The sequence below is a fragment of the Solirubrobacter soli DSM 22325 genome (genome assembly GCF_000423665.1).
Lineage (GTDB): Bacteria > Actinomycetota > Thermoleophilia > Solirubrobacterales > Solirubrobacteraceae > Solirubrobacter > Solirubrobacter soli.
In genome coordinates this window covers 395916-420700 of sequence record NZ_AUIK01000001.1, presented here as the reverse complement: position 1 = coordinate 420700, position 24785 = coordinate 395916, and the positions used below count along the sequence as shown (strand labels likewise).

General features: G+C 69.0%; 23 protein-coding genes and 1 tRNA gene. 9 read left to right on the top strand and 15 right to left on the bottom strand.

The features are described 5' to 3' along the window. Positions 1-7: 7 nt before the first annotated feature. Complete coding sequence (locus tag G569_RS0102065; RefSeq protein WP_245602340.1) at positions 8-1384, top strand: acyl-CoA synthetase; 1377 nt, start codon at positions 8-10, stop codon at positions 1382-1384. 42 nt (positions 1385-1426) lie between these two features. Further along, positions 1427-3244 (top strand): putative bifunctional diguanylate cyclase/phosphodiesterase, encoded by a 1818-nt coding sequence (locus tag G569_RS44865; protein WP_053225708.1) that lies wholly within the window; start codon positions 1427-1429, stop codon positions 3242-3244. On the opposite strand, the gene G569_RS0102055 is transcribed toward G569_RS44865, so the two are convergent. Beyond that, positions 3241-4719, bottom strand: a complete 1479-nt coding sequence (locus G569_RS0102055) for a hypothetical protein (RefSeq protein WP_157591760.1) — start codon at positions 4717-4719, stop codon at positions 3241-3243. The genes G569_RS44865 and G569_RS0102055 overlap by 4 nt on opposite strands. Before the next feature lie 88 nt (positions 4720-4807). On the opposite strand from G569_RS0102055, the gene G569_RS0102050 reads away from it, so the two are divergent. Both G569_RS0102050 and G569_RS0102045 read left to right on the top strand, forming a co-directional pair. Next, on the top strand, positions 4808-5599 hold the full coding sequence (locus G569_RS0102050) for a polysaccharide deacetylase family protein (RefSeq protein WP_028062175.1): 792 nt from the start codon (positions 4808-4810) through the stop codon (positions 5597-5599). Then, positions 5596-6600, top strand: coding sequence for a C45 family autoproteolytic acyltransferase/hydrolase (locus G569_RS0102045; RefSeq protein ID WP_028062174.1), 1005 nt, complete (start codon positions 5596-5598; stop codon positions 6598-6600). The genes G569_RS0102050 and G569_RS0102045 overlap by 4 nt, the downstream gene beginning before the upstream one ends. On the opposite strand, the gene G569_RS44860 is transcribed toward G569_RS0102045, so the two are convergent. From G569_RS44860 to G569_RS0102000, 9 genes are all read right to left on the bottom strand, one after another. Continuing rightward, positions 6563-7528 carry a TerC family protein gene (locus G569_RS44860; protein WP_211232886.1) on the bottom strand — a complete coding sequence of 322 codons (966 nt, stop codon included), beginning with the start codon at positions 7526-7528 and terminating at the stop codon, positions 6563-6565. The genes G569_RS0102045 and G569_RS44860 overlap by 38 nt on opposite strands. Positions 7529-7595: 67 nt before the next feature. Beyond that, complete coding sequence (locus G569_RS44855) at positions 7596-8705, bottom strand: aminotransferase class I/II-fold pyridoxal phosphate-dependent enzyme (RefSeq protein WP_064750238.1); 1110 nt, start codon at positions 8703-8705, stop codon at positions 7596-7598. Beyond that, entirely contained in the window at positions 8684-8845 is a 162-nt protein-coding gene (gene bsaP, locus G569_RS63645) for a biotin synthase auxiliary protein BsaP (protein WP_169542048.1), read from the bottom strand. The genes G569_RS44855 and bsaP overlap by 22 nt, the downstream gene beginning before the upstream one ends. Further along, entirely contained in the window at positions 8842-9831 is a 990-nt protein-coding gene (bioB, locus tag G569_RS0102025) for a biotin synthase BioB (RefSeq protein ID WP_028062173.1), read from the bottom strand. The genes bsaP and bioB overlap by 4 nt, the downstream gene beginning before the upstream one ends. After that, positions 9828-10409, bottom strand: coding sequence for a dethiobiotin synthase (gene bioD, locus G569_RS44850; protein WP_037494195.1), 582 nt, complete (start codon positions 10407-10409; stop codon positions 9828-9830). The genes bioB and bioD overlap by 4 nt, the downstream gene beginning before the upstream one ends. Then, positions 10394-11521: an adenosylmethionine--8-amino-7-oxononanoate transaminase gene (bioA, locus tag G569_RS0102015; protein WP_371683448.1), complete on the bottom strand. Its 1128-nt coding sequence runs from the start codon at positions 11519-11521 to the stop codon at positions 10394-10396. The genes bioD and bioA overlap by 16 nt, the downstream gene beginning before the upstream one ends. Positions 11522-11595: 74 nt before the next feature. Beyond that, the gene (locus G569_RS44845) at positions 11596-13107 is read right to left on the bottom strand and encodes a metallophosphoesterase family protein (protein ID WP_084284047.1); all 1512 of its coding nucleotides are present in this window, start codon (positions 13105-13107) and stop codon (positions 11596-11598) included. Further along, positions 13026-13544, bottom strand: coding sequence for an NUDIX domain-containing protein (locus tag G569_RS0102005; protein ID WP_028062171.1), 519 nt, complete (start codon positions 13542-13544; stop codon positions 13026-13028). The genes G569_RS44845 and G569_RS0102005 overlap by 82 nt, the downstream gene beginning before the upstream one ends. After that, positions 13541-14296: a GNAT family N-acetyltransferase gene (locus G569_RS0102000; RefSeq protein WP_028062170.1), complete on the bottom strand. Its 756-nt coding sequence runs from the start codon at positions 14294-14296 to the stop codon at positions 13541-13543. Before G569_RS0102000 ends, G569_RS0102005 begins: the two co-directional genes overlap by 4 nt. A 767-nt stretch (positions 14297-15063) precedes the next feature. Between G569_RS0102000 and G569_RS0101990 the strand changes: the two genes are divergently transcribed. Continuing rightward, positions 15064-15390 carry a hypothetical protein gene (locus tag G569_RS0101990; protein ID WP_028062169.1) on the top strand — a complete coding sequence of 109 codons (327 nt, stop codon included), beginning with the start codon at positions 15064-15066 and terminating at the stop codon, positions 15388-15390. A gap of 313 nt (positions 15391-15703) precedes the next feature. Here G569_RS0101990 and G569_RS0101980 read toward each other — a convergent pair whose 3' ends face one another. The 3 genes from G569_RS0101980 to G569_RS0101970 form a co-directional block, all read right to left on the bottom strand. Continuing rightward, entirely contained in the window at positions 15704-16204 is a 501-nt protein-coding gene (locus tag G569_RS0101980) for a hypothetical protein (protein ID WP_028062168.1), read from the bottom strand. A 326-nt stretch (positions 16205-16530) separates the two neighbouring features. Further along, positions 16531-17094 (bottom strand): hypothetical protein, encoded by a 564-nt coding sequence (locus G569_RS0101975; RefSeq protein WP_028062167.1) that lies wholly within the window; start codon positions 17092-17094, stop codon positions 16531-16533. A gap of 592 nt (positions 17095-17686) precedes the next feature. Then, positions 17687-18379, bottom strand: coding sequence for a ribonuclease activity regulator RraA (locus G569_RS0101970; protein ID WP_211232885.1), 693 nt, complete (start codon positions 18377-18379; stop codon positions 17687-17689). A gap of 21 nt (positions 18380-18400) precedes the next feature. Between G569_RS0101970 and araD the strand changes: the two genes are divergently transcribed. The 3 genes from araD to G569_RS0101955 all read left to right on the top strand — a co-directional run bounded on the left by araD (position 18401) and on the right by G569_RS0101955 (position 21368). Then, positions 18401-20083 carry an L-arabinonate dehydratase gene (gene araD / locus G569_RS0101965; protein ID WP_211232884.1) on the top strand — a complete coding sequence of 561 codons (1683 nt, stop codon included), beginning with the start codon at positions 18401-18403 and terminating at the stop codon, positions 20081-20083. Between the two features lie 14 nt (positions 20084-20097). Beyond that, positions 20098-21273, top strand: a complete 1176-nt coding sequence (lhgD, locus tag G569_RS0101960) for an L-2-hydroxyglutarate dehydrogenase (protein ID WP_245602338.1) — start codon at positions 20098-20100, stop codon at positions 21271-21273. A 22-nt stretch (positions 21274-21295) separates the two neighbouring features. Next, positions 21296-21368, top strand: a tRNA-Thr gene (locus tag G569_RS0101955). Between the two features lie 578 nt (positions 21369-21946). Here the strand turns inward: G569_RS0101955 and G569_RS66285 are convergent. Next, positions 21947-22237: a hypothetical protein gene (locus G569_RS66285; protein WP_371683447.1), complete on the bottom strand. Its 291-nt coding sequence runs from the start codon at positions 22235-22237 to the stop codon at positions 21947-21949. Here G569_RS66285 and G569_RS65125 point away from each other — a divergent pair. Then, positions 22163-22408: a hypothetical protein gene (locus tag G569_RS65125; protein WP_028062163.1), complete on the top strand. Its 246-nt coding sequence runs from the start codon at positions 22163-22165 to the stop codon at positions 22406-22408. The two genes, G569_RS66285 and G569_RS65125, sit on opposite strands and share 75 nt — an antisense overlap. Positions 22409-22788: 380 nt before the next feature. Here G569_RS65125 and G569_RS0101940 read toward each other — a convergent pair whose 3' ends face one another. Next, positions 22789-24213, bottom strand: coding sequence for a ParB N-terminal domain-containing protein (locus tag G569_RS0101940; RefSeq protein WP_028062161.1), 1425 nt, complete (start codon positions 24211-24213; stop codon positions 22789-22791). Between the last annotated feature and the right edge of the window lie 572 nt (positions 24214-24785).

The following is a 24785-nucleotide window of genomic DNA, read 5'->3' as shown; positions in this document are numbered from 1 at the left end:
GAAAGGTTTGAACGAAGACTTAGAGGGCGAGGCGGTGCGGGTCGGCGACGACGCGCTGACCTACCCGCAGCTGCGTGCCGCGGCGGGCGCGGTCGCCGAGCGCGTGGCCGGTGCGTCGCGGGTGGCGGTGTGGGCGACGAACTCGCTCGAGACGGTGGTCGCGGTCGTGGGTGCGCTGGCCGCGGGGGTCCCGATCGTCCCGGTCAGCCCCAAGGCCGGAACGCGCGAGCTCGAGCACATCCTCGGCGACTCGCGGCCCGAGCTGATCTTCGGGCGCGACGAGCCGGTGGACGTGACCGCGGCGGGGACGCTGCCGACCCGCGAGATCGACGACGAGGCGCCCGCGATCATCCTCTACACCTCGGGCACGACCGGGCCGCCCAAGGGCGTGCTGCTGCCACGGCGGGCGATCGCGACCAACCTGGATGCGCTCTACGCCGCCTGGGACTGGACGGCGGAGGACGTGGTCGCCCACGGTCTCCCGCTCTACCACGTGCACGGGCTGATCCTCGGCATGCTCGGGCCGTTGCGGGCCGGCGGCGCCGCGTGGCATCTCGGGCGCTTCTCCTCCGAGGCGGCGGCGGAGGCGTTGTCGGGACGCGCGACGATGCTCTTCGGCGTGCCGACGATGTACCACCGGCTCGCCGCGGACCTCGAAGCGTCCTCGACGCTGGCGCGCGCGGTGGGCTCGGCCCGGCTCCTGGTCAGCGGCTCGGCGGCGCTGCCCGCCGCGGACCACGCGCGGATCTCCGCCGCCTGCGGGCTCCTGCCGGTCGAGCGCTACGGGATGAGCGAGACGCTGATGAACACCGCGATCCGCGCCGCCGGCGACCGCCGTCCCGGCACGGTCGGGCTGCCGGTCGACGGCGTGTCGGTGCGGCTCGTCGACGATTCGGGCGACGAGCTGGACGTCTGGGACGACGAGACGGTCGGCGAGATCCAGGTGCGCGGCCCGAACCTCTTCCTGTCGTACCTCAATCGCCCGGACGCGACCGCGGAAGCGTTCCGCGACGGCTGGTTCGCGACCGGGGACGTCGCGACACGCGCCGAGGACGGCTACATCCGGATCGTCGGCCGCCGTTCGACGGACCTGATCAAGAGCGGTGGCTACAAGATCGGCGCCGGCGAGATCGAGAACGCCTTGAACGAGCATCCCGCGATCGTCGAGTCGGCCGTGACCGGCGAGCCGGACGCCGACCTCGGCGAGCGGATCATCGCCTGGGTCGTCGTCGAGGACGGCCTCCCCCGTCCGGGGGAACGGGAGCTCGCGGACCACGTCGCCTCGCTGCTGACCCCGTACAAGCGCCCGCGCGAGGTTCGCTACCTGGACGCGCTGCCGCGCAACGCGCTCGGGAAGGTGACGAAGGCAACGCTGGGCTCGTAGCGCATCAAGCGGCGCCCGCTGCCGCCGAACACCCTGGGGAGTATGCGGGGGAAGCGGACCATCCTGATCGCCACCGTCGTCGCGCTGGTCGCGACGGCGGCGACGCTCGGCATCGCCGCCCTGCATCGCCACGCCGACGAGCGCCGTTCGCGCTACATGGCGCTGATCGCCGTCGAGGCCGAGGCCAACCGCGTCAGCGCGCTGCAGTGGGAGGCGACAGCGCGCCGCCGCGTCCCGCTCACCGTCCAGGCCGAGCTGACCGCGCGCCTGGAGTCCATGCGCGACGAGCTTCGGTTGCTGCGCCACAAGGGCAGCCTCGGAGCCGCCAACGCGCTCGCGGCGTTCGAGCGGCTGCGGCCCGCGATCGAGGACGAGTTCGCGCTGCTGCGCGCCCGCGACTTCGAGCGTGCCCAGGCGATGGACGTGACCGTCGAGGCGGCGAGCGCGAACCTCAGCACCCGCCTGCGCGGCGCCGCCGAGAACAACCGCGAGGTCGCCGTCCGCAGCGATCGCTTCTCGTGGATCGGCACCGTCGCGGTGATGGCGCTGCTGGTGGTCGGTCTGACCGCGCTGCTCGCCCTGCTCGATCGCGCCGGTCGTCGCCGGCTGCGCGACGACCACCTGCGCCGCCTCGCGTTCGAGGACTCGCTGACCGGGCTCCCGAACCGCCCGCTGTTCGAGCAGCGCATCGCCGACACGCTGGCCGGCGGCGCGCCCGCCGTCGTCGCGTTCCTGGACCTGGACGAGTTCAAGCAGGTCAACGACTCGCTCGGCCACGCCGCCGGCGACCGGCTGCTCGAGATCTGCGGCGAGCGTCTGCGCAACGCGCTGCGCGAGGGCGACACCGTCGCCCGCCTGGGCGGGGACGAGTTCGCGATCCTCGCCGTCGAGGTGACCGACCTCGACGCGTTCGTGGACCGGATCTTCTCCGTCTTGAGCGCTCCGCTGATGCTCGAGGGCAAGCGGCTCTACCTGCGCGCCTCGGTCGGCGTCGCGACCACGCTCTCCGGCCCCGAGCTGCTCCGCAACGCCGACCTGGCGATGTACGCCGCCAAGGCCGCCGGAACCAACCGCTGCGCGTTCTTCACCGAGGACATGCACATCCGCGCGGTCGAGCGCCTGGACCGCCGCGAGCAGCTCGAGCGCGCGATCGAGAACGACGAGCTGCGCCTGCACTATCAGCCGATCGTCGACCTCGACCTGGGCCGCGTCGCCGGCTTCGAGGCGCTCGTGCGCTGGCAGCACCCCGTCCGTGGCTTCCTCGGTCCGGGTGAGTTCATCCCGCTGGCCGAGGAGACCGGGCTGATCGTCCCCTTGGGCCGCTGGGTCCTGCGCGAGGCCGCCCGCCAGGCCGCGCTCTGGTCCGGCGCGCCGTACTTGAGCGTCAACGTCGCGGGCGCACAGCTCGAGCAGCCGGGCTTCGTCGACGAGGTGGCGACCGCCCTGGCCGACGGCGGCCTGAACCCCGCCCGGCTCGTCCTCGAGGTCACCGAGTCCTCGCTCGTCGCCGACTTCGAGGCCGAGCGCCTCCAGGACCTGCGCCGCCTGGGCGTGCGCCTGGCGATCGACGACTTCGGCACGGGCTACTCCTCGCTGTCCTACCTGCGCCGCTTCCCGATGGACGTGTTGAAGATCGACCGCTCCTTCACCCGCGACGCCACCACCGACACCGCCTTGCTCGAGGCGATCGTCGCCATGGGCGAGTCGCTCGGCCTCGTGCTCATCCCCGAGGGCATCGAGGAGCCCGAGCAGGTCGATGCGCTCCGTGCGCTCGGCTGCCGCCTCGGCCAGGGCTATCACTTCGGCCGCCCGGTCCCGGCGGACGAGCTCGTCGGCGTGGCGCTGCGCGCTCCGGCCTAAGCCTTGATGCGGAACTCGTCCGTCCGTGGCCGCTTCGTGAGCTGGCGGCGGATGGTCGAGCCGCGGAAGGCGGTCTGACCGGCGAACGTGAGCGTCGCCGACAGCGCGCTCGAGCGGCGCAACGCAGAGCTCAGCTTGAGCTTGACGGTCCAGCGGCCGTTCTTCGGCTTCGCCTGAGCGGTGACCGAGGCGCGGCCGTGCGTCACCTTGGCGGTGATCCGCGCGGTCGCCGCCTTGGCGATCGTCCCGCTCAGCGTCAGCGTCGACCCGCTGCGGCGCGCGCTCGTGACGCGGAAGGCGGGCGCGGCGCCGGCGGCGAAGACCGGCGGGTTGAGGTCGATCGGCCGTGGCGCGCTGACGATGGACGGGTCGACCGTCAGGGTCGCGGCGTTCGCGCGGTCCGCGTTCCCGGCCTGGTCCTCGAGCCACACGCGCACGAGGTTCGAGCCGGCGGGGAGGACGACGGAGTCGAGTCGAGCGATCGCGGGCCCGGTGGCCACTCCCTCGACGCACGCGGTGCCGCACACCTCGTAGTGGGCGGCGGCGATCGGCGCCGCCGTCCCCTGGTCGGGGTTGGTCCAGACGAACGCCGTCGTGCCGTCCGCCTCACTCTGGACGGCGAGCGCTTGCGGGGCCGCCGGCGCGCGCCGGTCGATCCTGAGCTCGGTCGTGGCGGCCGCCGCCTGGTCGGCCGCGTCGGTGGCGACGGCCTTCACCGGGTACGTCCCGTCGGCGAGCTTGGTCGTGTCGATCGACAGCGACTCGCGCGCGCTCGCCGGACAGGGCTGCATGCGCGTGTAGTCGCAGGTCTGCTTGCGCTCGACGAGCGAGGTGGTGCCGGCCGAGACGCTCAATGACTTGATCCCGCTCGGGTCGGCGGCCGCGACCGTCAGCGGCTCGATGCCGCTGTGCCAGCCGGGCGCGAGGCCGAGCGGCTCGAACACCGGCGGGGCGGGGTCGTTGACGCGGGCGGTGGCGTTGTAGATGGCGACCCACGCCTGCGTGCTGTTGCGGCCGACGCACGCGAGGTCCTCCTCCGGCGGGTGGCATTCGAGCCGGAACGTCACCGACGGCGCGTTCAGGTCGGTGTAGGCCGTGATCTCGCCTCCGGCGTTGCCGAGCCGGCAGGTCGCGGGGTCGCCCTGGTCGCACGCTTCGAGGACCTTCGCCGGGGTCGACGCCGTCACGTACCAGGACGAGCTGACCCGCCCGAGCGAGCGCTTGAGGTCCAGCCGCTGCAACGTCAGGCCGGCGGGCGCGGCGATCGTCCACGAGGCGCCGGCGCGGGCCAACGTGAAGCCCGAGCTCATGACGCCCGCGTACATCCCGCTCAGCAGCCGCGAGCCGCTCTGCGGGCACACGGTCCCGCTCGCGATCGTCTGTGGGCTCTCGTTGGCGACCGTGAACGCCTGCGGCGAATTGGCGCCGCAGGACCGGACGTCATAGGTGCCGGCGTGCGCAACGGCCACCGGCATGGCGAAGAGGATGACGGCCGACGCCGCCCACAACCGAATGCCCCCCACGTCCGGCAAACTTCCAGTTCTCGGGAGGATTTGCAACCGGATGATGCGATCGGATTGGCCGGATCAGGCGGAGGTGGCGGTCTCGCTGACCTTCGACGTGGACGCCGAGTCGGGGTGGCTGGGCAGCGATCCCGCCTACGCCGGCCGCCTGAGCACGCTGAGCGAGGGCCGCTTCGGGGTCACGCGCGGGCTGCCGCGGATCCTCGAGATCCTGGGCAGACACGACATCAAGGGCACGTTCTACGTGCCCGGCGACACCGCCGAGCGCCACACGCGGGCGATCGAGGCCGTGATCGAGGACGGGCATGAGATCGGCCACCACGGCTACCTGCACAAGCAGAGCGACGCGATCTCGCCGTTCGAGCAGGAGGAGGAGATCGACAAGGGGATCCGGGCGCTCCGGGGTCGCCTGGGTGTCACGCCGAAGGGCTACCGCAGCCCGAGCTGGGAGCTCACGCCGGAGACCCTGAACCTGCTCAAGCACTATGGGTTCGGCTACGACTCGAGCCTCATGGGCGACGACCGGCCCTATCTCTACGACGGGCTGCTCGAGCTGCCGGTGCACTGGAGCCTCGACGACTGGCCGCACCTGCACTGGAAGCCGGGGCGCGGGGACGCGTTCACCGCGCCGGAGGCGTTCCTGGACACCTGGCTGCGCGAGTTCGACTCGGCGCTCGAGGATCGGCGTCACATCACGTACACGATGCACCCGGAGGTGATCGGGCGCGGCTACCGCGCACAGCTGCTGGATGGGCTGATCGTGGCGATGAAGGCGAAGGCGAAGGTGTGGTTCGCCCGTCACGAGGATGTGGCAGCCTTCGTGGTGGGATGACATTCCCCGTCCACCGCTCGAGCGAGCGCACGCCCTACGAGCGCGGTGAGGCGTTCGGGCGCGCGCAGGCCGCTCCCATCGCCAACACGCTCGCGCTCTACCGCCGGATGTTCGCGGAGACGGCCGGCGTCAACGCCCGCATCGAGGGTTCGAAGGTCCGGCTCACGCCTGAGGCCGACGAGGAGATCAGGGGCATCGCGACCGGATCGGGGCTCGACGAGCTCGAGCTGCGCGCCGCCAACGCCCGCACCGAGATCCTGGCCGGCCAGGGCCCGACGGAGTGCTCGGTGGTCGGCGCCGGCGGGCTGCTCGCCCAGAACTGGGACTGGCATCCGGACGCGGCGGCCTCGACGGTCGTCTGGATCGTCGAGCACGAGCACGGCTGGTTCGCGACGCTCACCGAGGCGGGCATCCTGGCCAAGATCGGTCTCAACGACGCCGGGCTCGGCGTCTGCCTGAACCTCCTCAACACGACCGCCGACGGCGGCCTGGACGGCACGCCGATCCACCTCCTGCTGCGGCAGACGCTGCAGACGTGCCGGACGGTCGACGACGCCGTCACGCTGCTCACGGGCGCTCGCACGAGCGCCAGTTCGGCGGTCACCGTCGCGCAGCCCAACGACGTCGCCAGCATCGAGCTCAACCCCGGCGGCGCCAACGTCATCCGCGGTCAGGTCGGCGCCCACACCAACCACTTCCTCGTCGCCCCGCGCAGCGGCCACGACACCACGCCGGAGGAGTCCCCGAGCACGCTCCCGCGGCTGGACGTGGTCCGCAGCCAGCCGCTGCTGGATGCGCTGCGCAGCCACGAGTCGCACCCGAAGGGCGTCTGCCGTCACGTCGATCCGAGCGAGCCGTGGGCGGATCGGACCGAGACGGTCGCGTCAGTCGTGATGAACCTGGCGGCCCGCCGGTTCCACGTCGCGGCGGGCCAGCCGTGCACGCACGAGCACGTGCAGATCGCTATGCCGGAGTGTGCGCCTTCGGCTCTGCCCGCATAGACAGCACCGCGGTCGCCGCGAGCGTGCCCACGATCACCGACAGCGAGAGCCAGATCGGGATGTGCCAGACGTCGATCAGCAGCATCTTGGCGCCGATGAACGCGAGGATGAACGCGAGCCCCTGCGTCAGGTAGACGAAGCGGTCCATCAGCCCGACGAGCAGGAAGTAGAGCGCCCGCAGGCCGATCAGCGCGAACGCGTTGGCCGCGAAGACGATGAACGACTCCTGGGTGATGGCGAAGATCGCGGGGATCGAGTCGACCGCGAACAGGATGTCCGTCGACGCGATCACGATGAAGACCGCGAGCAGCGGCGTGGCGACTCGCTTGCCGTTGGCCTTCGTGAACAGCTTGTCGCCGTCGTAGTCGTCGGTGATCGTCACCCGCTTGCGGAGCTGCTTGAGCAGCGGGTTGTGCTCGGGCTCGATCTCGGTGTCGTCGTGGCGGGCGAGCTTGTACGCGGTGTAGAGCAGGATCGCGCCGAACGCGTAGAACGTGATGTGGAAGGCGTCCAGCAGCGCCGCGCCGATCATGATGAAGATCAGCCGCAGGCCGAGCGCGAGGATGATGCCCCACGCGAGGACCTTGCCCTGGACCTTCTCCCCGGGCACCGCGAAGTAGCTCAGGATCACCGCGAAGACGAAGATGTTGTCGAGCGAGAGCGAACGCTCCAGCAGATAGCCCGCGAGGTACTGCGAGCCGGCCTCCGAACCCTGCCACGCCCAGAAGACCGCGCCGAACGCCAGGGCGACCAGGATCCACCCGATCGACCACAGGGAGTTCTCGCGCACGCTCGGGATGTGCCCGCGTGCATAGACGAACAGGTCGAACGCGAGCATGACGACGATGACGGCCGCGAGGATGCCCCACATCCCGATCGAGATGTCGAGGTTGAGCTTGTCGGCTTCGGCGGCAGCGGCGAGTAGCAAGGGGTCTTCTCCTGGGTAGGTGGAGAAGGTTTCGTCCGCCTGGCTTCAGGCCGGTGACGCCGGGCCGTTATCGGCCGTGTTGACGTACGTCACCCGTTGGGACTACTTCCCTTCGCCGCACAGCATAGCCCAACTCGTTCATAACGTTCTCATAAACGGAGAGGTCGCGATGGGCGGCGGTGGCGACCAGGCGCAGCCGGGAGGTCCCTCGCGGGACCGTGGGCGGGCGGATCGCCTGGGCGAAGACGCCCTGTTGGAGGGCTTTCGCGCTGGCGTCGAGCGCGGCCTCGGGCGTGCCGAAGACGAGCGGGACGATCGGCATGTCGTTGACCTCGACGCCGAGCATGGCTCGAAGCGTGCGGGCGTTCTCGTGCAGGAGCGGGACCCGTTCGGGCATGAGCTCCAGGGCCTTGATCGCGGCGCCGACGCTCGGCGGCGGGAGCGCGGTGCTGTAGATGAGCGTGCGGGCGCGGTTGACGAGCACGTCGGCGGTCTTGGCGTCGCAGCAGACGAACGCGCCGTAGGAACCGAGCGCCTTGCCGAGGGTGCCGATCGTGATGACGTCGTGCTGCAGGCCGAGCTCGTGGACGAGCCCGCGTCCGCTTGGGCCGATCACGCCGGTCGCGTGTGCCTCGTCGACGATCACGCGGGCGCCGGTCTCCACCAGCGCGGTCAGGTCGGCGATGTCGCCGTCCATGCTGAAGACGGCGTCGGTGACGATGACGTCGGCTTGCTCCGGGACCTCCCCGTGGGGGTAGACGAGCGTCTGCGCGCGGGCGAGCCGGCAGCCGTCGACGATCGAGGCGTGGTTGAGAGCGTCGGATGCGACGACGCCGTCGGTCGCAAGCGCCGCGATCACGCCCATGTTGGCCAGGAAGCCGGAGCCGAAGAGCACGCACGCCTCGGTGCCCTTGAGCTCGGCCAGCCGCTGCTCGAGCTCGACGTGGATGCCCATGTGGCCGCTGACGAGGGGCGAGGCACCGGCGCCGGAGCCCCAGCGCTGCGCTGCTTCGGCCGCCGCTTGCGCGACGCGTGGGTCACCCGCCAGGCCCAGGTAGTCGTTCGAGCACAGGTGGAGCACCTCGCGCCCGTCGAGCGTGACCGTCGGGCCCTGCGCGGATTCGATCGTGCGCAGCGTCCGGTGCAGGGCGGGGTCTATGTCGGGCAGCGGACGCATTCGGCCCGGTAGCCGGTCGGCAGCACCTGCACCTTCAGCTTGCGGCCGCAGGTCGTGCAGAAGCGGGGCGGGTCGAGCGGCTTCAGACAGCCGCTGTGATCGCCGATCGCGTCCTTCCCGCAGCCCGCGCAGTACGTCACAGGGTCTTGCTCAGCTCCTTCACCGGCATGCTCAGCTCGGCGAGCAGGTCGAGGTCCTCCTGCGGGTCGCGGCCGAGCGTCGTCAGGTAGTTGCCGACGATCACCGCGTTGATGCCGCCGACCATGCCCTGGCGGGCCCCGAGGTCGCCCAGCGTCAGCTCGCGGCCGCCGGCGAAGCGCAGGATCGTCCGCGGCAGCGCGAGGCGGAAGGCGGCGATCGTGCGCAGCGCGTCCATCGCGGGCACCGGCTCGAAGTCGGCGAACGGGGTGCCGGGGCGCGGGTCGAGGAAGTTCAGCGGGACCTCGTCGGGGTCGAGCGCCGCGAACTGCGCGGCGAGCTCGGCGCGCTGCTCGAGCGTCTCGCCCATGCCGATGATCCCGCCGCAGCAGACCTCCATGCCCATCTCGCGGACGAGCTGCAGGGTCTCGAAGCGCTCCTCCCACGTGTGCGTGGTGACGACGTTCCCGAAGTGGCTGCGGGCCGTCTCGAGGTTGTGGTTGTAGCGGTGCACGCCGAGGTCGCGCAGCTCCTCGCCCTGCTCGCGGGTGAGGATGCCGAGCGAGCACGCGACGTTGATCTCGACGTTGTCGGTGATCGCCTTCACGCCCTCGCGCACCTGCGCCATCAGGCGCTCGTCGGGGCCGCGGACGGCGGCGACGATGCAGAACTCGGTCGCGCCCGTGCGTGCCGTCTCCCTCGCCGCTTCGACGAGGCTCGGGATGTCCAGCCGGACGGCGCGGACCGGCGTCTCGAAGCGCCCGGACTGGCTGCAGAAGTGGCAGTCCTCCGGGCAGCCGCCCGTCTTGATCGAGACGATCCCCTCGATCTCCACCTCAGGCCCGCAGTGGCGCATCCGGACCTCATGGGCGAGCTCGAGCGCGTCGTCGACCCGCTCGTCCGGCAGCCGGAGGACCTCGAGCGTCTGCGCCTCGGACAGGCCGATGCCCTGCTCGAGGACCTGCTCACGGGCGATGTCGAGGATCATGCGGGGATCTCCAGTCTGGGGGCCTGGCCTTCAGGAAGCTTGCCAAGAACGGGGGCGATGGTCGCGAGGTCGTCGAGGTTGCAGCGGCTTGCGAGGTCGGGATCCGCCGGCCACGACCCGATCACGAGGCCGAGGAGGGTGAGCCCTCGATGGCGTATGGCCTCGACCGTGAGCGCGGTGTGGTTGAGGGTGCCGAGGCCGGCGCGGACGGCGAGGACGATCGGTGCTTGCAGCAGCTCCGCGACGTCCGCGATCGTCCCCTGGTCGCCGAATCGCACCAGCAGCCCGCCGGCTCCTTCGATCACCACGCGGCCCTGCAATCCGTCGACGAACTCGGCGATCTCGCGGGGCGTGATGCACTCGACACCCGCACGCGCTGCGGAGCGCTCGGGCGAGAGCGGCTCGGGGTAGTGCGCGAGGGTGTGCGTCTTCGCGCCGCTCAGCCGTGCGACCGTTCCCGCGTCGTCGTCATCCCCGGTCTGCGCGGCCTTCACGTAGGTCGTGTGCTCGTCGCACAGCGCCGCGGAGACGTACGTCTTGCCGACGCCGGTGTCGGTCCCGGTCACGACGATGCGCATGCGACCATCGCTTCCGTGATGCGCTGCAGGTCCTCGTCGGACGTGATGTAGGGCGGCATCGTGTAGATCAGGTTCCGGAACGGGCGCAGCCAGACGCCGTGGTCGACCGCTGTTCGTGTGACTTTGGCGATGTCGACGGGGTGGTCGAGCTCGATCACGCCGATCGCGCCCTTCACCCGCCCGTTCGGCAAGCCGGCTGACAATCCGCGCTCGATGCGCGCAACTTCCGCGCGCCAACTCCCGTCTATGAGAAGGCCGGTTGACGCCAGCGCGGCGGCGGTCGCGAGCGGGTTGGCCATGAAGGTCGGTCCGTGCATGAGGGGCCCGTTCAGGCGCTCCGCGATCGCCGCCGTGCACAGCGTCGCCGCCAGCGTCATGTAGCCGCCGGTCAGAGCCTTGCCGAGGCAGAGGATGTCCGCGTGCTCGGCGGCCGCGAACAGCGTCCCGGTGCGGCCGAAGCCCGTCGCGATCTCGTCCAGGATCAGGGGAACCTCATGCGTGTCGCACAGGTCACGGAGGTGCTGTACGCATTCGGGCGGGTGGAAGCGCATGCCGCCCGCACCCTGCACGATCGGCTCCACGATCGCGCCCGCCAGCGTGTGCGTCTCGAACAGACGGGTGACCTCATCCCGCCATTCGGGGGTCCATTCCGGCAGCGGGGCGAAGACGTGCTCCGCCAGCGTGCCCTTCCACATCGAGTGCATGCCGCCGTCGGGGTCGCACACCGCCATCGCGCCGAACGTGTCCCCGTGATACCCGCCGCGCCAGGTGAGTAGTTGACGGCGTTCCCCGTGCCAGTACTGCAGGACGAGCTTGATGGCGACCTCGACGGACACGGAGCCGGAATCGGCGAAGAAGACGTGGTCGAGGCCGGTCCAGTCCGTGAGTCTCTGGGCGAGCCGGATCGCGTTCTCGTGGGTGAGGCCGCCGAACATCACGTGGGCCATCCGGCCGAGCTGGTCCTGGATCGCCTCGTCGATGACCGGGTGGCGGTAGCCGTGGATCGCGCACCACCACGACGCCATCCCGTCGATCAGCTCGCGGCCGTCGGCGAGCCTCAGCCGCACTCCCTCCGCCTCGACCACGGGCAGGGGTGCATGCGTCGCGGGCATCGGCCCGTACGGGTGCCACACACGGGCGCGGTCCAGCTCCAGCAGCTCATCCCACAACGTGGGATTGACCCTATCTACTCGGGATCGAGGCGCTCCCGCCGGGCGCTGCTTGAACCAGTGCCCGGGTCGATCGAGACCAGGTCCGCCGCCAGCGGCTGGAAGGCGGGCTTGAGCGTGTAGACGAAGCGGGCGATGCCGAGGCTCGTCTTCTCGGTCAGGTTGCCCGTGCCACCCGCGCCGACGGAACCGCCGTTGATGACGGTCACGCCGGGCTGCTTGTTCAGTGCCGCGGTGTGGGTGTGGCCGACCAGGAAGACGAGCGGCTTCTCCGGCGGCTTGTCCTTGAGGACCTGCAGGGCGGGCGCGATCAGCGCCGGCTCATGCACCATCACGACGTCCACCTTCCCGATCAATGGCGTCAGCCAGCCCGTGAACTTGTCCTGTTCGGCGGGGTCGGGGGCCGCGTTGTAGCGATCCTTGAACGACTCGGCCGAGCGGCGCTCGTAGGGGTCGTCGTAGCCCGCGACCCGCAGGCCTTCGATGGTGTGGACCAGGCGATGGTCGGTCGTCCCGTCCTCGCGCATGCGGCCTTCTCTCGTGAGCACGATCGCGCCCTCGCCCGCGAGCGCTCGGCTCAGGTAGTCGGAGTCGTGGTTGCCGGTCACGAAGACGAACGGCTTGCCGCTGTGGGCGACGCGCTTGACGAGGGACGTCTCGAGCTGGCTGCCGCGGTCCGTCAGGTCGCCGACGAAGAACACCGGGCCGCCGTTGGAGAGCCGCTCGAGGACGCCGAGGCCGACCGTGTTGTTGTGCAGGTCGCTCGCGACGGTGATCACCGGCTGGTTGCTCAGGCTGCGCCGGCGACCGGGCGCGACGACGAGGCGGGCGAGGCCGACCAGCTGCGCGTCGAGCTCCTGGTCGAGGACGCCGCTCGTCCGCCGCGCCGCCTCGACGGCCTCGAGCGCGCGTGGGATGTCCGGGCCGTGGGCGTAGTACTGCGGGTCCGAGATCTCCCCGCGCGGCGGGATCAAGGTGATCAGCGCGGCCCCGATGCCGAGGCTCGTGACGATCGCCAGGAGGGAGGTCCATCTCAGGCGCGGCACGCGCGATCGGATCGCGAAGGCGACGAGCAGGCCGAGCAGGAGCGCGGCGGCGACGACGAGCGCGATCAGTCGCTTGAGGTAGGCGGCCAGCGCGTCGCGGGCCTCGGTGCGGACCTGCTGGACGTCGAGTTGCTGGCCTTCGGCGAGCTGCTGCGCCACGGTCCGGTCGATCGTCTGCAGGTCGACGCGGATGCGGATCGGCGCGCGGATCGCCTCAAATCGCGCGCCCCAGTCGACCAGCGGCACGTAGACGTCGAGCGCCCCCTTGTGGCCCGGGTCGATCGACATCCGGATCTCGCCCACGGAGAGGCGATCCTCGTCGTGATAGCTGACCAGCGCGAGATAGCCGCCCAGCAGCGTGGCGGCGAAGACCAGGACGAGGGCGAGGAGCCGTCGGACGTTCAGGAGCGCGCGGGCCTTGACCTTGAGCCAAGGTAGTCCACCAATGCGCGCTCTTCGCTCCAGAAAGCCAGGTCCTGCCATGGGATATCGATCGGCGCGAACGCCCTCACCTCAAGGGCCTCCTCCGACGTGGAGGGGATGCCCTTCGCGGCGGCCGCGTAGACCACAACCACCGTACGATCCTCTGCACGCGAATAAACGCCCACGAGGCCCGTGATCTCCACCCGAAGGTCCAGTTCCTCTTTGACTTCGCGCACTGCCGCGGTTTCGACGGTCTCTCCGAGGTCCACGAACCCGCTGGGAAGCGACCAGTGACCGCGTTGCGGTTCGAAGCCCCTTCTCATGAGGATGATCTCTTGCGTTTCCGTGACCGGAATGACCACCGCCACCGGCTTCGGGTTGTAGAAGGCGCCGTAGCCGCAGTGGGCGCAGGTGATGCTGCGGGGTGCGTTCACCGTCGGCGTCTTGCCGCAGCGCGGGCAGAAGTGGATGTCCTCGAGCGCGGGGTTGAGGCTCATCGGCGATGCTCCCACAGCTCCATCGGCCCCAGTCGCTTCAGTCCCAGCTGCGCGTACAGCCGCTCGCCCAGCTCGGTCGCCTGCAGCGTGATCGTGGTCAGGCCGTGCCGGTTGGCGTCGGCCAGCGCGGAGCGCATCACCTGCGTCGCCAGCCCGTGCCGTCTCGCTTGGGGGACGGTCGCGACGAACGAGACCCCGCAGTCCTCGCCGTGGTGCAGCGCGAGCGCCACCGCCGCCGGCGCGCCGTTCAGATCGGCCTTGTAGCCGCGCAGCGTGCCTTCTTCCAGCGTGGTCAGGGTTCGTTCGAGCCGGGCGTCGACGTTCCCGTAGGCGAGGTCATTGACCCTGCCGACCGTTCTGAGTCCCGCGTTCGGGCGGTCGTTCGCCGTGGTGAGGTCGATGCCCAGGTGTTGGATCGAGGCGCCCATGCCGGGGGACGCGCTGGCGATCGCAAGGCCCTGCTCGCGGAACTGCGTCGTGACGTGGCGGGCGTTGCCGTCGATCCACACCGCCCACCGTCTGACGCCCGCATCCCCGTAGGTGATCTCGAGCTCGGGGAGCGCCTCGACCGCGACGTTCGGATCGAGCGCCACCGCGGCATTCAGCGCAGGCGAATCCGGGGCGCTCGGCACGATGCTCGCGACCAGCCCGGGCTTGCGCAGCACCCACCCATTGCGCGCGGACCCGCCGAGCAGCGTCTGCAGGGCGGCGAAGCCGTCCCACAGCCGCAATCTCAGCTCCGCGTCATCCATCGGTCGGCGGAGAATACGGCGGTAGCGGCGAAGCCGAGCCCCGGGGGACTCGGGGCTCGGCTGCGCTGCAGGGAGTTCTGTCTCTAGAAGATGTACGCGCCGGTGTGGTCAGCACCAACGCTGATGGAGCCCTTGGCTGCGCTGCCGAGAGTCCGAGCGTCGACCGCGGATGAGAGCGCGTGATAGGCGGTCGAGGCCTGGCTGGAGAGCGGGGAGGAGGTTCGCTTCAGCACGTTTCACAGCTTGCTCTCTTGCCGCTCGCTTCTTGATGGTGCTCGCCGGTGAACGTGGGTGGGGCTACCCGCCGGACCGCTGGCGGCTCACCCCCACCCACGCCGCCGCGCCGCACCGCCGCGCCGCCCCGCGCCGCCGCGCCGCCCCGCGCCGCCGCGCCGCCCCGCGCCGCCGCGCCGCCCCGCGCCGCCGCGCCGCGCCGCGCGCCGCCGCGCCGCGCGCCCCGGACCGCCCCGCGCCGCCGCGTCGCACGCCCCGCGCCGCCGCGCCGCGCGCCGCCCCGCGCCGCGCCGCCCCGCTCCGCCCCGCGCCGCCCCGCGCCGCGCCCCGCGCCGCCGCGCCGCGCCGCCGCGTCGCACGCCCCGGACCGCGCCGCGCCGCCCCGCTCCGCCCCGCGCCGCGCCGCCCCGCTGCGCCGCCGACCCCGCTGCCGCGCCGCGCCGCGCGGTGGTCAGTCATGCGACGTTCGCGGGTCCTCGTCGCCTCCATCGTGGTAGCCGTGGGTTGACGCCAACGACACGAAGGGAACGTCGATGCTGACGATCACCGACAACGCGGCGGAGGCAGTCCGGCAACTCTCTGTCGGCTCTGGGCTCGAGCCCGACCCCGGGCTCCGGATCTCGGTCGGGTCGCCGACGCCGCAGGGCACGCCGCTAGAGATCAGCCTCGCGGCCGAGCCCCGGCCGACCGACCAGACCGTCGACCAAGGCGGGGCCCACGTCTACCTCGAGGAACCGGTCGCCGCCGCCCTCGACGACAAGATCCTCGACGCCCAGTTCGACGGCACCCAGGTGCGATTCGCGCTCCTCGACGCCACGCCGGACCCGGGCAGCTCGAACGGCAACGCCCCGGGCGTCTGAGCCTCGCCTCGCACCCACACCGCGTCCCCTTAACGCAGTTCAGCCGCCTGTTGGCGGCTGTTCTGCATTTGAGAGAGACGTTCGGCGTGGTCAGCGCCAACGTGTGTGGGCGTTCATGGCTGCGCTGCCATGTCCGCGAGCGTCGACCGCCGGTGAGAGCGCATTGGCGGCCGAGGCCTGGCTGGGGAGCGGGGAGGAGGTTCGCTTCAGCACGAGGCGAATCTTGCCTGCCGCGGACCGCGCGCTGGAGGGCGCCAGCCGGTGAGTGCACGTGCGGTCAACCGCCCGTCGGCGTGCGGCTGGTCGCCGCGGATCAGATGCCGGCCATTCGCGCCTTGATCTCGTCGTAGACGTTCTTGTATCGGATCTCGTCACCGCCGCACGCGTCGTAGACCGTCCGGTCGCCGAGCGGCTGCTCCAGGTACACGTGCGTCGGGCACTCGCAGGGGTCATCGTCCGTCCGCTCGAACGAGACGGACTTCAGACCGAGGACGACCACTGACTCGTCGTCCTCGACGACCACGATGTCCGCGATCGTCTCGTTCGGCCACAGCACCCACCGAAGCTGCAGTCGTTTCGGCTCGCGTTCCATGTAGCCGGCGCATCGGGTCACGCACAGCTGCCGCGGATACGCGTCGCGGACCGCGACCTGTGTGTCAGCGCCGAATCGGGCACGGATCTCGCCGATCACGCGCTCGTCATCTCCGCCGGTGACCTCCAGGCGGAGCTTCCCGTCCTCGCGGCGCGCGTCCACGATGGTGATCCCTTGCCGGAAAAGGGCGGCGCGGTCTTGCGCGCCAACGATTTCGTCCATGGCAGCCACGTTCTCACGGGTTCCGCCGACCCACCGCGACCGCGCGTGAATTGCTGCAGAGTCGTTGCAGTTTTGGCACAGAACGCAGTTCAGCCGCCTGTTGGCGGCTGTTCTGCATTTGAGGAGACGTTCGGCGTGGTCAGCGCCAACGTGTGTGGGCGTTCATGGCTGCGCTGCCATGTCCGCGAGCGTCGACCGCCGGTGAAAGCGCATTGGCGGCCGAGGCCTGGCTGTTGAGCGGGGAGGAGGTTCGCTTCAGCACGAGGCGAATCTTGCCCGCCCGAGACCGGGCGCTTGAGGGCGCCAGCCGGTGAATCGCAGTGCGGTCAGCCGCCCTCGGCAGGGCGGCTCTCCGCCCCGGTGCGCAGGAGGTTCAAGAAGCGCCCTTCGAGGGTGGCCGTCTCGGACTCCTCGATGTCGTCCCAGACGTTCTTGTACGGCACGACCTCGCCGCTGCAGCCGTCGATCACGAGGCGGCTGCGCAGCGGCTCTTCGAGGTAGACGTGCGTGGGCACCTCCGTCGGCTCGCCGTCCTCGCAGGCCGCGGAGACGCAGATCATCCCGAGCACGACCACGCTGTCCTCGTCCTCCTCGACGAAGATGTCCCCGATGTGCTCATCGGGCCAGATCACGTATCGGAGCTGCAGCCGCTTCTCTTCGCGCTCCTTGTGGCCGACGGCTGGGCGTGCGTAGAGGCGCCGTGGAAGGTCGTCGACCACGGTCACGCGCGTTCCCGGCCCGAAGCGATCGCCCACGACCTGGCGCACACGCTCGTCCGGCGCGCCCGTGACCTCGACGAGCAGGCGCCCGTCCTTGACCTCCGCATCGACGACGGCGATGCCCTCGCGGAGCAGGGCGGTCCGGTCCTTCACGGCGACGATCTCTTCCATGGCGACCACGTTCTCACGGGATCCGCCGAGCACCCACGCGCCGCGCGTGAATTGATGCAGAGTCGTTGCAGTTTTGGCACAGAACGCAGTTCAGCCGCCTATTGGCGGCTGCTCTGCAATGAGAGAGATGAAGCGTCTGGCGTGGTCAGCGCCAACGCTGCGTGGCGTTCACGGCTGCGCTGCCGTGTCCGCGTGCGTCGACCGCCGGTAGAAGCGCATTGGCGGCCGAGGCCTGGCTGGGGAGCGGGGAGGAGGTTCGCTTCAGCACGAGGCGAATCTTGCCCGCCGGAGACAGCCCGCTTCAGGGTGCTCGCCGGTGAACCGAGGTGCGGTTCACCGCCCCCGACGGTGAGGCCAGCCCCTTAACGCAGCCGAGCTCGCTGGTCAGGCGGGCTCGGCGGCAGTGGAGTGGTCAGCTCCGTTATGAGGGGTGTCTGCGGTTGCGCTACCGGGGGACACGGGCGTCGGCGGCCGGTACTTGCGCGTGGCCGGCCGAGGCCTGGCTGGGGAGCGGAGGGAGGGTTCGCTTCAGCACGAGACCTAGTGTCGGCGAGAACCCTGTGCGAAAGCTGAGCAGGAGCTGACGAGTTCCTTAACGCGAGAACGGCGACTCGCGATAGCGCTCGAGCGTGTCCTCGTCCGGCGGGTACGTCCCGCGCAGCGGTGCGCCGTTGGAGACCTCGTACTGGATGAAGCGCTCGAGCTTCTCCTGCTCGCGAGCCGCGGTCGCCACCTCCTCCGCCAGGTGTCGCGGGATGCAGACCACCCCCTCGGCGTCGCCGACCATGATGTCGCCCGGGTAGATCGGCACCTCGGCGCAGCCGATCGGCACGTTGATGTCGGTCGCGTGATGTTGGACGAGGTTCGTCGTCGGCGAGGCATCCTGCGCGAACACCGGGATGCCGAGCTTCGAGATCTCGGGCGTATCTCTCAGCGCACCGTCCGTCACGAGACCGCCCGCCCGTCGCGCCTGTAGGCGCGTCAGCAAGATCCCGCCGGCGCTCGCCGCCCGCTTCTGCCCGCGGCAGTCCATGACGAGGACGTGTCCCGGCGGCACCTGTTCGATCGCCGCCCGCTGCGGGTGGTCGTAGTCCTTGAAGACGTCGAGCGTGTCGATGTCCTCCCGCGCGGGGATGTACCGAAGCGTGAAGGCGGGTCCCGCCATCCGGTGCGGCGTGACGGGTTTGACGCCCTCCAGAAAGACGTTGCGCAGCCCGCGCTGGAGCAGCTGCGTCGTGATCGTGGCTGTAGAGACCGACTTCAGGAGCTCGAGGGTGCGATCCATGGCCATGACAGGATTGCGGGTGTGAAGGAGCTTCGCAGTCACCGCTGGTACGGCGTCCACGACCTGCGGTCCTTTGGCCACCGCTCGCGGACCTTCCAGATGGGCTACGACCGGGAGGATTTCGCCGGCAAGCCGGTGATCGCGGTCGTCAACACGTGGTCCGAGATCAACCCCTGTCACACGCATCTGCGCGACCGCGCCGAGTCGGTCAAGCGGGGCGTCTGGCAGGCGGGAGGCTTCCCGGTCGAGGTCCCGGCGATCTCGCTGAGCGAGCCGTTCATGAAGCCCTCGACGATGCTCTATCGCAATCTGCTCGCGATGGAGACCGAGGAGCTCCTGCGGTCCTACCCCTTCGACGGCGCCGTGTTGTTGGGCGGGTGCGACAAGACGACGCCCGGCCTGATCATGGGCGCGATCTCGGTCGGGATGCCGTTCATCTTCGTGCCGTGCGGGCCGATGATGCGGGCGCGCTGGCGAGGGGTCACGTTGGGCTCTGGGTCCGATGTGTGGAAGTACTGGGCCGAGCTGCGCGCCGGGAACATCACGCAGGCGGACTGGGATGAGATCGAGGAGCGGATCGCTTCGACCCCCGGGCACTGCATGACGATGGGGACGGCGTCGACGATGACTTCGGCCGCTGAGGCGCTCGGTGTGACGCTCCCGGGCGCGGCGTCGATCCCCGCTGCGGACAGCGATCACCCGCGCATGGCGGTCGAGTCGGGGCGCAGGATCGTCTCTTTGCCTGCTTCGCCCCTCACGGTCGAGTCGTTCGAGAACGCGATCACCGTGGTGCTCGCGTTGGGCGGGTCGACCAACGCGGTCATCCACCTGATCGCGATGGCCGGACGTGCCGGCGTCCCGTTGTCGTTGGACCGCTTCGACGAGCTCTCGCGGGGCGTTCCGGTGCTCGCCAACATCCGGCCGAGTGGGAAGTACCTGATGCAGGACTTCTTCGAGGCGGGTGGGTTGCGGGCGCTGATGGCGCGGCTGGACCTGCACGACGTCATGACCGTGTCGGGGCAGACCGTCGTCGCGAATCTGGCCGGCGCGGAGGTCTTCGACGACGACGTCATCCGTCCGCGGTCGAATCCGGTCCGGGAGGAGGCGGGTCTGGCGATCCTCCGCGGTTCTCTGGCCCCCGACGGCTGCGTGATCAAACACTCCGCCGCAGACCCGGATCTGCTGGTGCACCGCGGCCGAGCTGTGGTCTTCGAGGACTACGACGACATGAACGCCCGCATCGATGACCCTGGGCTGGACGTCGACGCTTCGTCCGTGCTGGTCCTGCGCAACGCGGGGCCGTTGGGCGCCCCCGGCATGCCCGAGTGGGGGATGCTCCCGATCCCCAAGAAGCTGCTGGAGCAGGGCGTGCGTGACATGGTCCGGATCAGCGACGCCCGCATGAGCGGAACGTCGTACGGCACGTGTGTGTTGCACGTCGCGCCCGAGGCGTTCGTCGGCGGTCCTTTGGCACTGGTCCAGACGGGCGACGAGATCGCCTTGGATGTGCCCGCGCGAAGGATCGAGCTACTGGTCTCGGAGGAGGAGTTGTCCTCCCGCCGCGCGTCGTGGACCCCACGCCCCCGCCACGCTAGGCGCGGATACACACAGCTGTTCGCCGACCACGTCACCCAGGCCAACCTGGGCTGCGACTTCGACTTCCTCGAAGGCGCCGGCGGCGTCGACGAAGTCGCGATTCATTGACGGCTCCCTGGGATGTGGTGGTCGTCGGCGCGGGCATCCTCGGCCTCGCGACGGCCCGAGAGCTGTTGCTGCGCCGCCCTGACTCGCGTGTGTTGGTGCTCGAGCGCGAACCGGACATCGCCGCGCACCAGACGTCCCACAACTCCGGTGTGGTGCACGCGGGCATCTACTACGCGCCCGGATCACTGAAGGCGCAGTTGTGTACCGAGGGCCGCGAGAAGCTCTATGCGTACTGCGACGAGCGGGGCGTGCCCTACGAGCGCTGCGGCAAGCTGATCATCGCGCGCGACGCATCCGAGGTCCCGGCCCTCGGTGAACTTGAACGCCGCGCCGTCGCGAACAGCGTCCCGGGCCTCCGCCGTCTCTCTTCGGGTGAGATCGCGGAGATCGAACCGCACGCCGTCGGCGTCGCCGCCCTCCATTCGCCTTCGACCGGCATTGTCGACTTCGCCGCGGTCGCGAGGGCCTACGCCGCGGATGTGCGCGCGATGGGCGCGACAATCCAGACGGGCGTGTCCGTGTCGCGCTTCGAACGCCACGGCGGGGTCACGGTCGTCAACACCTCCGAGGGCGCGATCCCAGCGGCGTGCGCCGTCGCGTGCGCGGGCCTCTGGTCCGACCGGCTGGCCGTCCGCTCCGGCGAACCGGACGACCTGCGCATCGTCCCCTTCCGAGGCGGCTATCTGCGATTGCGCCGCCCCGAGTTGGTTCGCGGTCTGATCTACCCAGTCCCCGATCCCGCGCTGCCGTTCCTCGGCGTCCACCTGACCAAGACCGTGAGCGGCGAGGTCTGGCTCGGCCCCACAGCGCTGTTGGCCCCGTCCCGCACGGCGTACTCGCTGCGTACCTTCAACCGCGCCGACGCCCGCTCAACCCTGACCTGGCCAGGCACCTGGCGACTGGCCCGCAAGTTCTGGCGCACGGGCGTCTCAGAACTCCGCTTCGCTATGAACCGAAGGTCGTTCGTAGACGCGTGCGCAGCCTACGTCCCTTCGTTGAAACCGTCCGACGTCGAGCCCGGCCCCGCCGGCGTCCGAGCCCAGGCCGTCACCCGAGAAGGCAAGCTGTTAGACGACTTCGCCTTCGCCGAATCCCTCGGCGTCCTCCACGTCCGCAACGCCCCATCCCCGGCCGCAACCTCGTCCCTGGCGATCGCCCGCGTCATCGCAGATCGCCTCGCCGCTCTCTAGGCGCTACCCTGCTTCCCCGCACGCCCTCTTAGCTCAGTTGGTAGAGCACTTCCATGGTAAGGAAGGGGTCGCCGGTTCGAGTCCGGCAGAGGGCTTCCCGCAAAGGCCCGCACGCAGGGGACCTTCGTCGCTGCGGAGCACCGGCTACGATCGTCGCCGCGATCTCGGCGACTGCTGCACGTCCGCCGCCGACGACTCCAATCAGGGTCGTGCAGACGTCGTCGTCTGGAGGGTCGGCTTCGACGCTGATCTCTGTGCAGAAAACGCGAATCGCGAGCCGGGCCGGTTGGTTGTGCCTGTCGACCAATGGATCGTCCGGCGCGAGTGAGTTCAACTGAACGGCGCCCGTGGTCGTCAAGTCACGTCGCGCAGTGACCCCTGTAGGCACCTCCGACCCGTCGGCGCACATGTGGGCCGGCGCAACGCATCGGCCACGCGAGAGACGCCTACAAGGACGCGGCGACGAGGGGTCCGAGACAAGTGCGCAGATGGCCCAAGAGAGTTCCGTCGGCGGCGGTCTATGCCCTCAAGTCACTTCTGGCCTTGATGAGCGACTGGCCTGTGAGTCTCCGAGTTGAGCAGGTCGACGGTCGTCAAGTGTTTCGAACGGGCGGGGATGCGGTTGTGTATCGAACGATCCCTAGGACGTGTGGCGCCGAAGGTGGGCACGTATCTACGCCGGCGACGAACCACCACAGGCGACGCAAACGGTGCGCAGATTGGAGCGAACGACGCCGCCCGTATCCACGATTGGACGGATTGTGAGTTCGAGGTCATCGCGGTCGCACTGTGTGCAATGCCGATTGTCACGGTCGATGACGTAATAGACTAACCGGGCCAGATGCGCTGTCGGGATCCGTTCCACTGAATATCCTGCAAATGCCGCCTCGTGACGAACCTCCATTCCAAGTCCGTCGCCTTTGCCGGCGTTGCAGAGTCGACACAGCAACTGGAGATTCCGCAGTTCGTTGGTACCGATCGCGCTGATTGCTTCGACGTGATCGACCTCAGGGCTGAGCAATTCCTCAGGAGATCGGAAATACGGCTTGTACGCGTCCAGATGCGCAAGCGTGACCGGTTCGACATCAAACCGAACGTGGCAGTGCCGACACACTGGGCCATGTCGCCGTATTAGAAGAGCGCGTCGAGACGACACCGGGTCTCGCCCACGGTCCCAGTTGTCCAGAACCACAGCAATTCCACGAGCGGCTGGGGCAGCGAGTTCGGCCGGACGTCCGTACCGAGACACGAGGTGGTCTCGAACGAGTTGCCATCGAGGCACAGGATTATCGTGAGAGTAGGCGATCGCATCGCGTGGGGCCAGGTGCAGCGCCAGGCGCAAACGCGTCTCGAACAAGACGCGTTCCCGATCGTCGTCGGCTACGCGAAGTAGACGCAGTGCGCGGTCGAACGCGACTGACTGGTAGTACCGTTCCTGTTCGGACTCGACGTCACGACTCGCCGTGACGACGAGCTGGTCCAGGAGTGCCTCGAGAGATCCGAAGTTCGCCGGCGTCACTTCTTCTTGAACAGTTGCTGGTTCCCGATGTTCTTGCCCTGGTTGCGGATCGTTATCTCCATTTGCGCTCGCAAGAATGCTCGGCGCTCACTTGTGTCCAGTTGCTTCTCTTGCCACTCGCGCGAGAAGAATTCCGACGGTAGGTACTTCAGGGAAGCTACAACCAGGTCAGCCAGGTCGTCGCGATCGGCGAACGGGGAAGGCTTGCCCTCGATCTGACGTACTGTCATCACCTGTACCAGGAAGTCCAGGACAAGTTCTTGGAGTACGAGCATTCCAGCTTTCATGAACAACTGGTTTCCGCCGGCTCTGACGCCCTCATCCCAGGTGGACTGATAGCGGTCGCGTACTGCGGACCAGAAGGTGAAGAAGTAGGCAAGTCGCTCGTCACTTTGGTTCTGCCAGGCAGGTACGTCCTTGTAAAGCAGTCTGTATTTCCGTGGCATGTTGACGAACTTCGAAACCAACTGGAAAGCGACATTCTCTCTGAGGAATCCCGACGCGCCGAGTCCGAAGTCGAGGAGATGGAGAAACGGCGAGGACGGGTCAGCGTCCATCTTGTGCGTCCAACGGGTCGCCTCGGGATTGACTCCGGCGGTTTCGAACCTGTCCCAGAGGCCATCGATCTCCTGATTTGTAAGGGATGTGCTAATCGTCCGCCGAAGTTCGGTCGGAGTAAGCGGCTTTGCCTTATTGTTGAGAACGTAAAAGTGAAACACCTGTTCCGCGACGGGCAATCCAGGCAAGAGAACGACCGGAAGCATCACGTCGTGACTCGCGACGTCCTTCCCTCCAAATACCCGATGCTGACCATCGATGATCAGGCCGGGTTTAGACATCGTCTGGACGTAGTTGCGGATCGCTGCCTGGCGTTCTGGCGGCAGTGACTTGTAGTTGTCCTGGGCCTCACGAAGTTCTGCTGTCAACGTGGCGAGATACGACTCCGGAATTCCAGAGTTCTCGGGCGACTCATCTTCCGACTCCTCGGCCTCCGCCGATTCCGCGCTAGGACGGGCAGCACTGGCCTTCTCCGCGTCGGACAAGCGTGCTAGGAACGTCTCGTAGACCCCAGAGAGAAGATCTTCGAACGCTCGGTCGGTGACATTGATTGCAATGTCATCGACCCCAGGGACCGCGCTGCTGTGGGTCGAGACGCTGTCGGCGTCGACTGTGACAATAATTGCGCCCGGGATAACGTTGTTCGGGTCGGTCTCGAGGAACTCCGCAATGGACCGCGCGCGATCCGCGTTGTATACCCGCTGGTATCCCGCCATGTAGTCGGCTTTGGCGTTAGGCACATCGGCCCATTCCAGAAGTTGTGCGGCGCTAACTGCCAAGACGTACATCAACGGGGATCCGGGTTGCTGCTCTACGCGCAACGCCGTGTACTTGTACGTACGCGGTTGGGTCGTGTCGCTCATCGCGTCAAGGTTGGCAGCACGCGCGACGCAACGCGTCGTGCCCCGCGGCGACTCTCTCGGTCGCGCGGCTCGAGCCCTAAGCTGGCGATCGGATCGACAGCGACAGCACCGATCGTGTCGATGGTCACGCCGCGGACACCGGCGGTGAGTTGATGGCCCGGAGTCGCGATACAGCACCGGATTGGGCTCGCTAGGTTCGTCGCGGGCCACGAGGACTGGTGCTAGTCGACCGACGCCTGCCCGGCGAGGTGTCGGGCACGGTTGCTGCGCACCGTAGGGATACGAACGACAAAGCGTTGGTCCGCATGCGATATCGCTATGAACAGATTTCCCACAGCTGGCTGCTGGAGACTGGACGAACGTTGGGTTGCCGCGCTTGTTTCTGTCGAGAGACTAATCGCACGTTTGTGGGATGGAGGTCCGGGTTGGACAGTCCGATCACTCAGGCATGATGATGTGGTGCCGCGAGCCGTGAACCGCGGCGCGCAGGACGAGTTGAGAGCTATGCCCGCTTTGGTTGACGACAGCACCTTCCGACAGTTCCGGCGACAGGATCTGAGCGCGATTCGCGC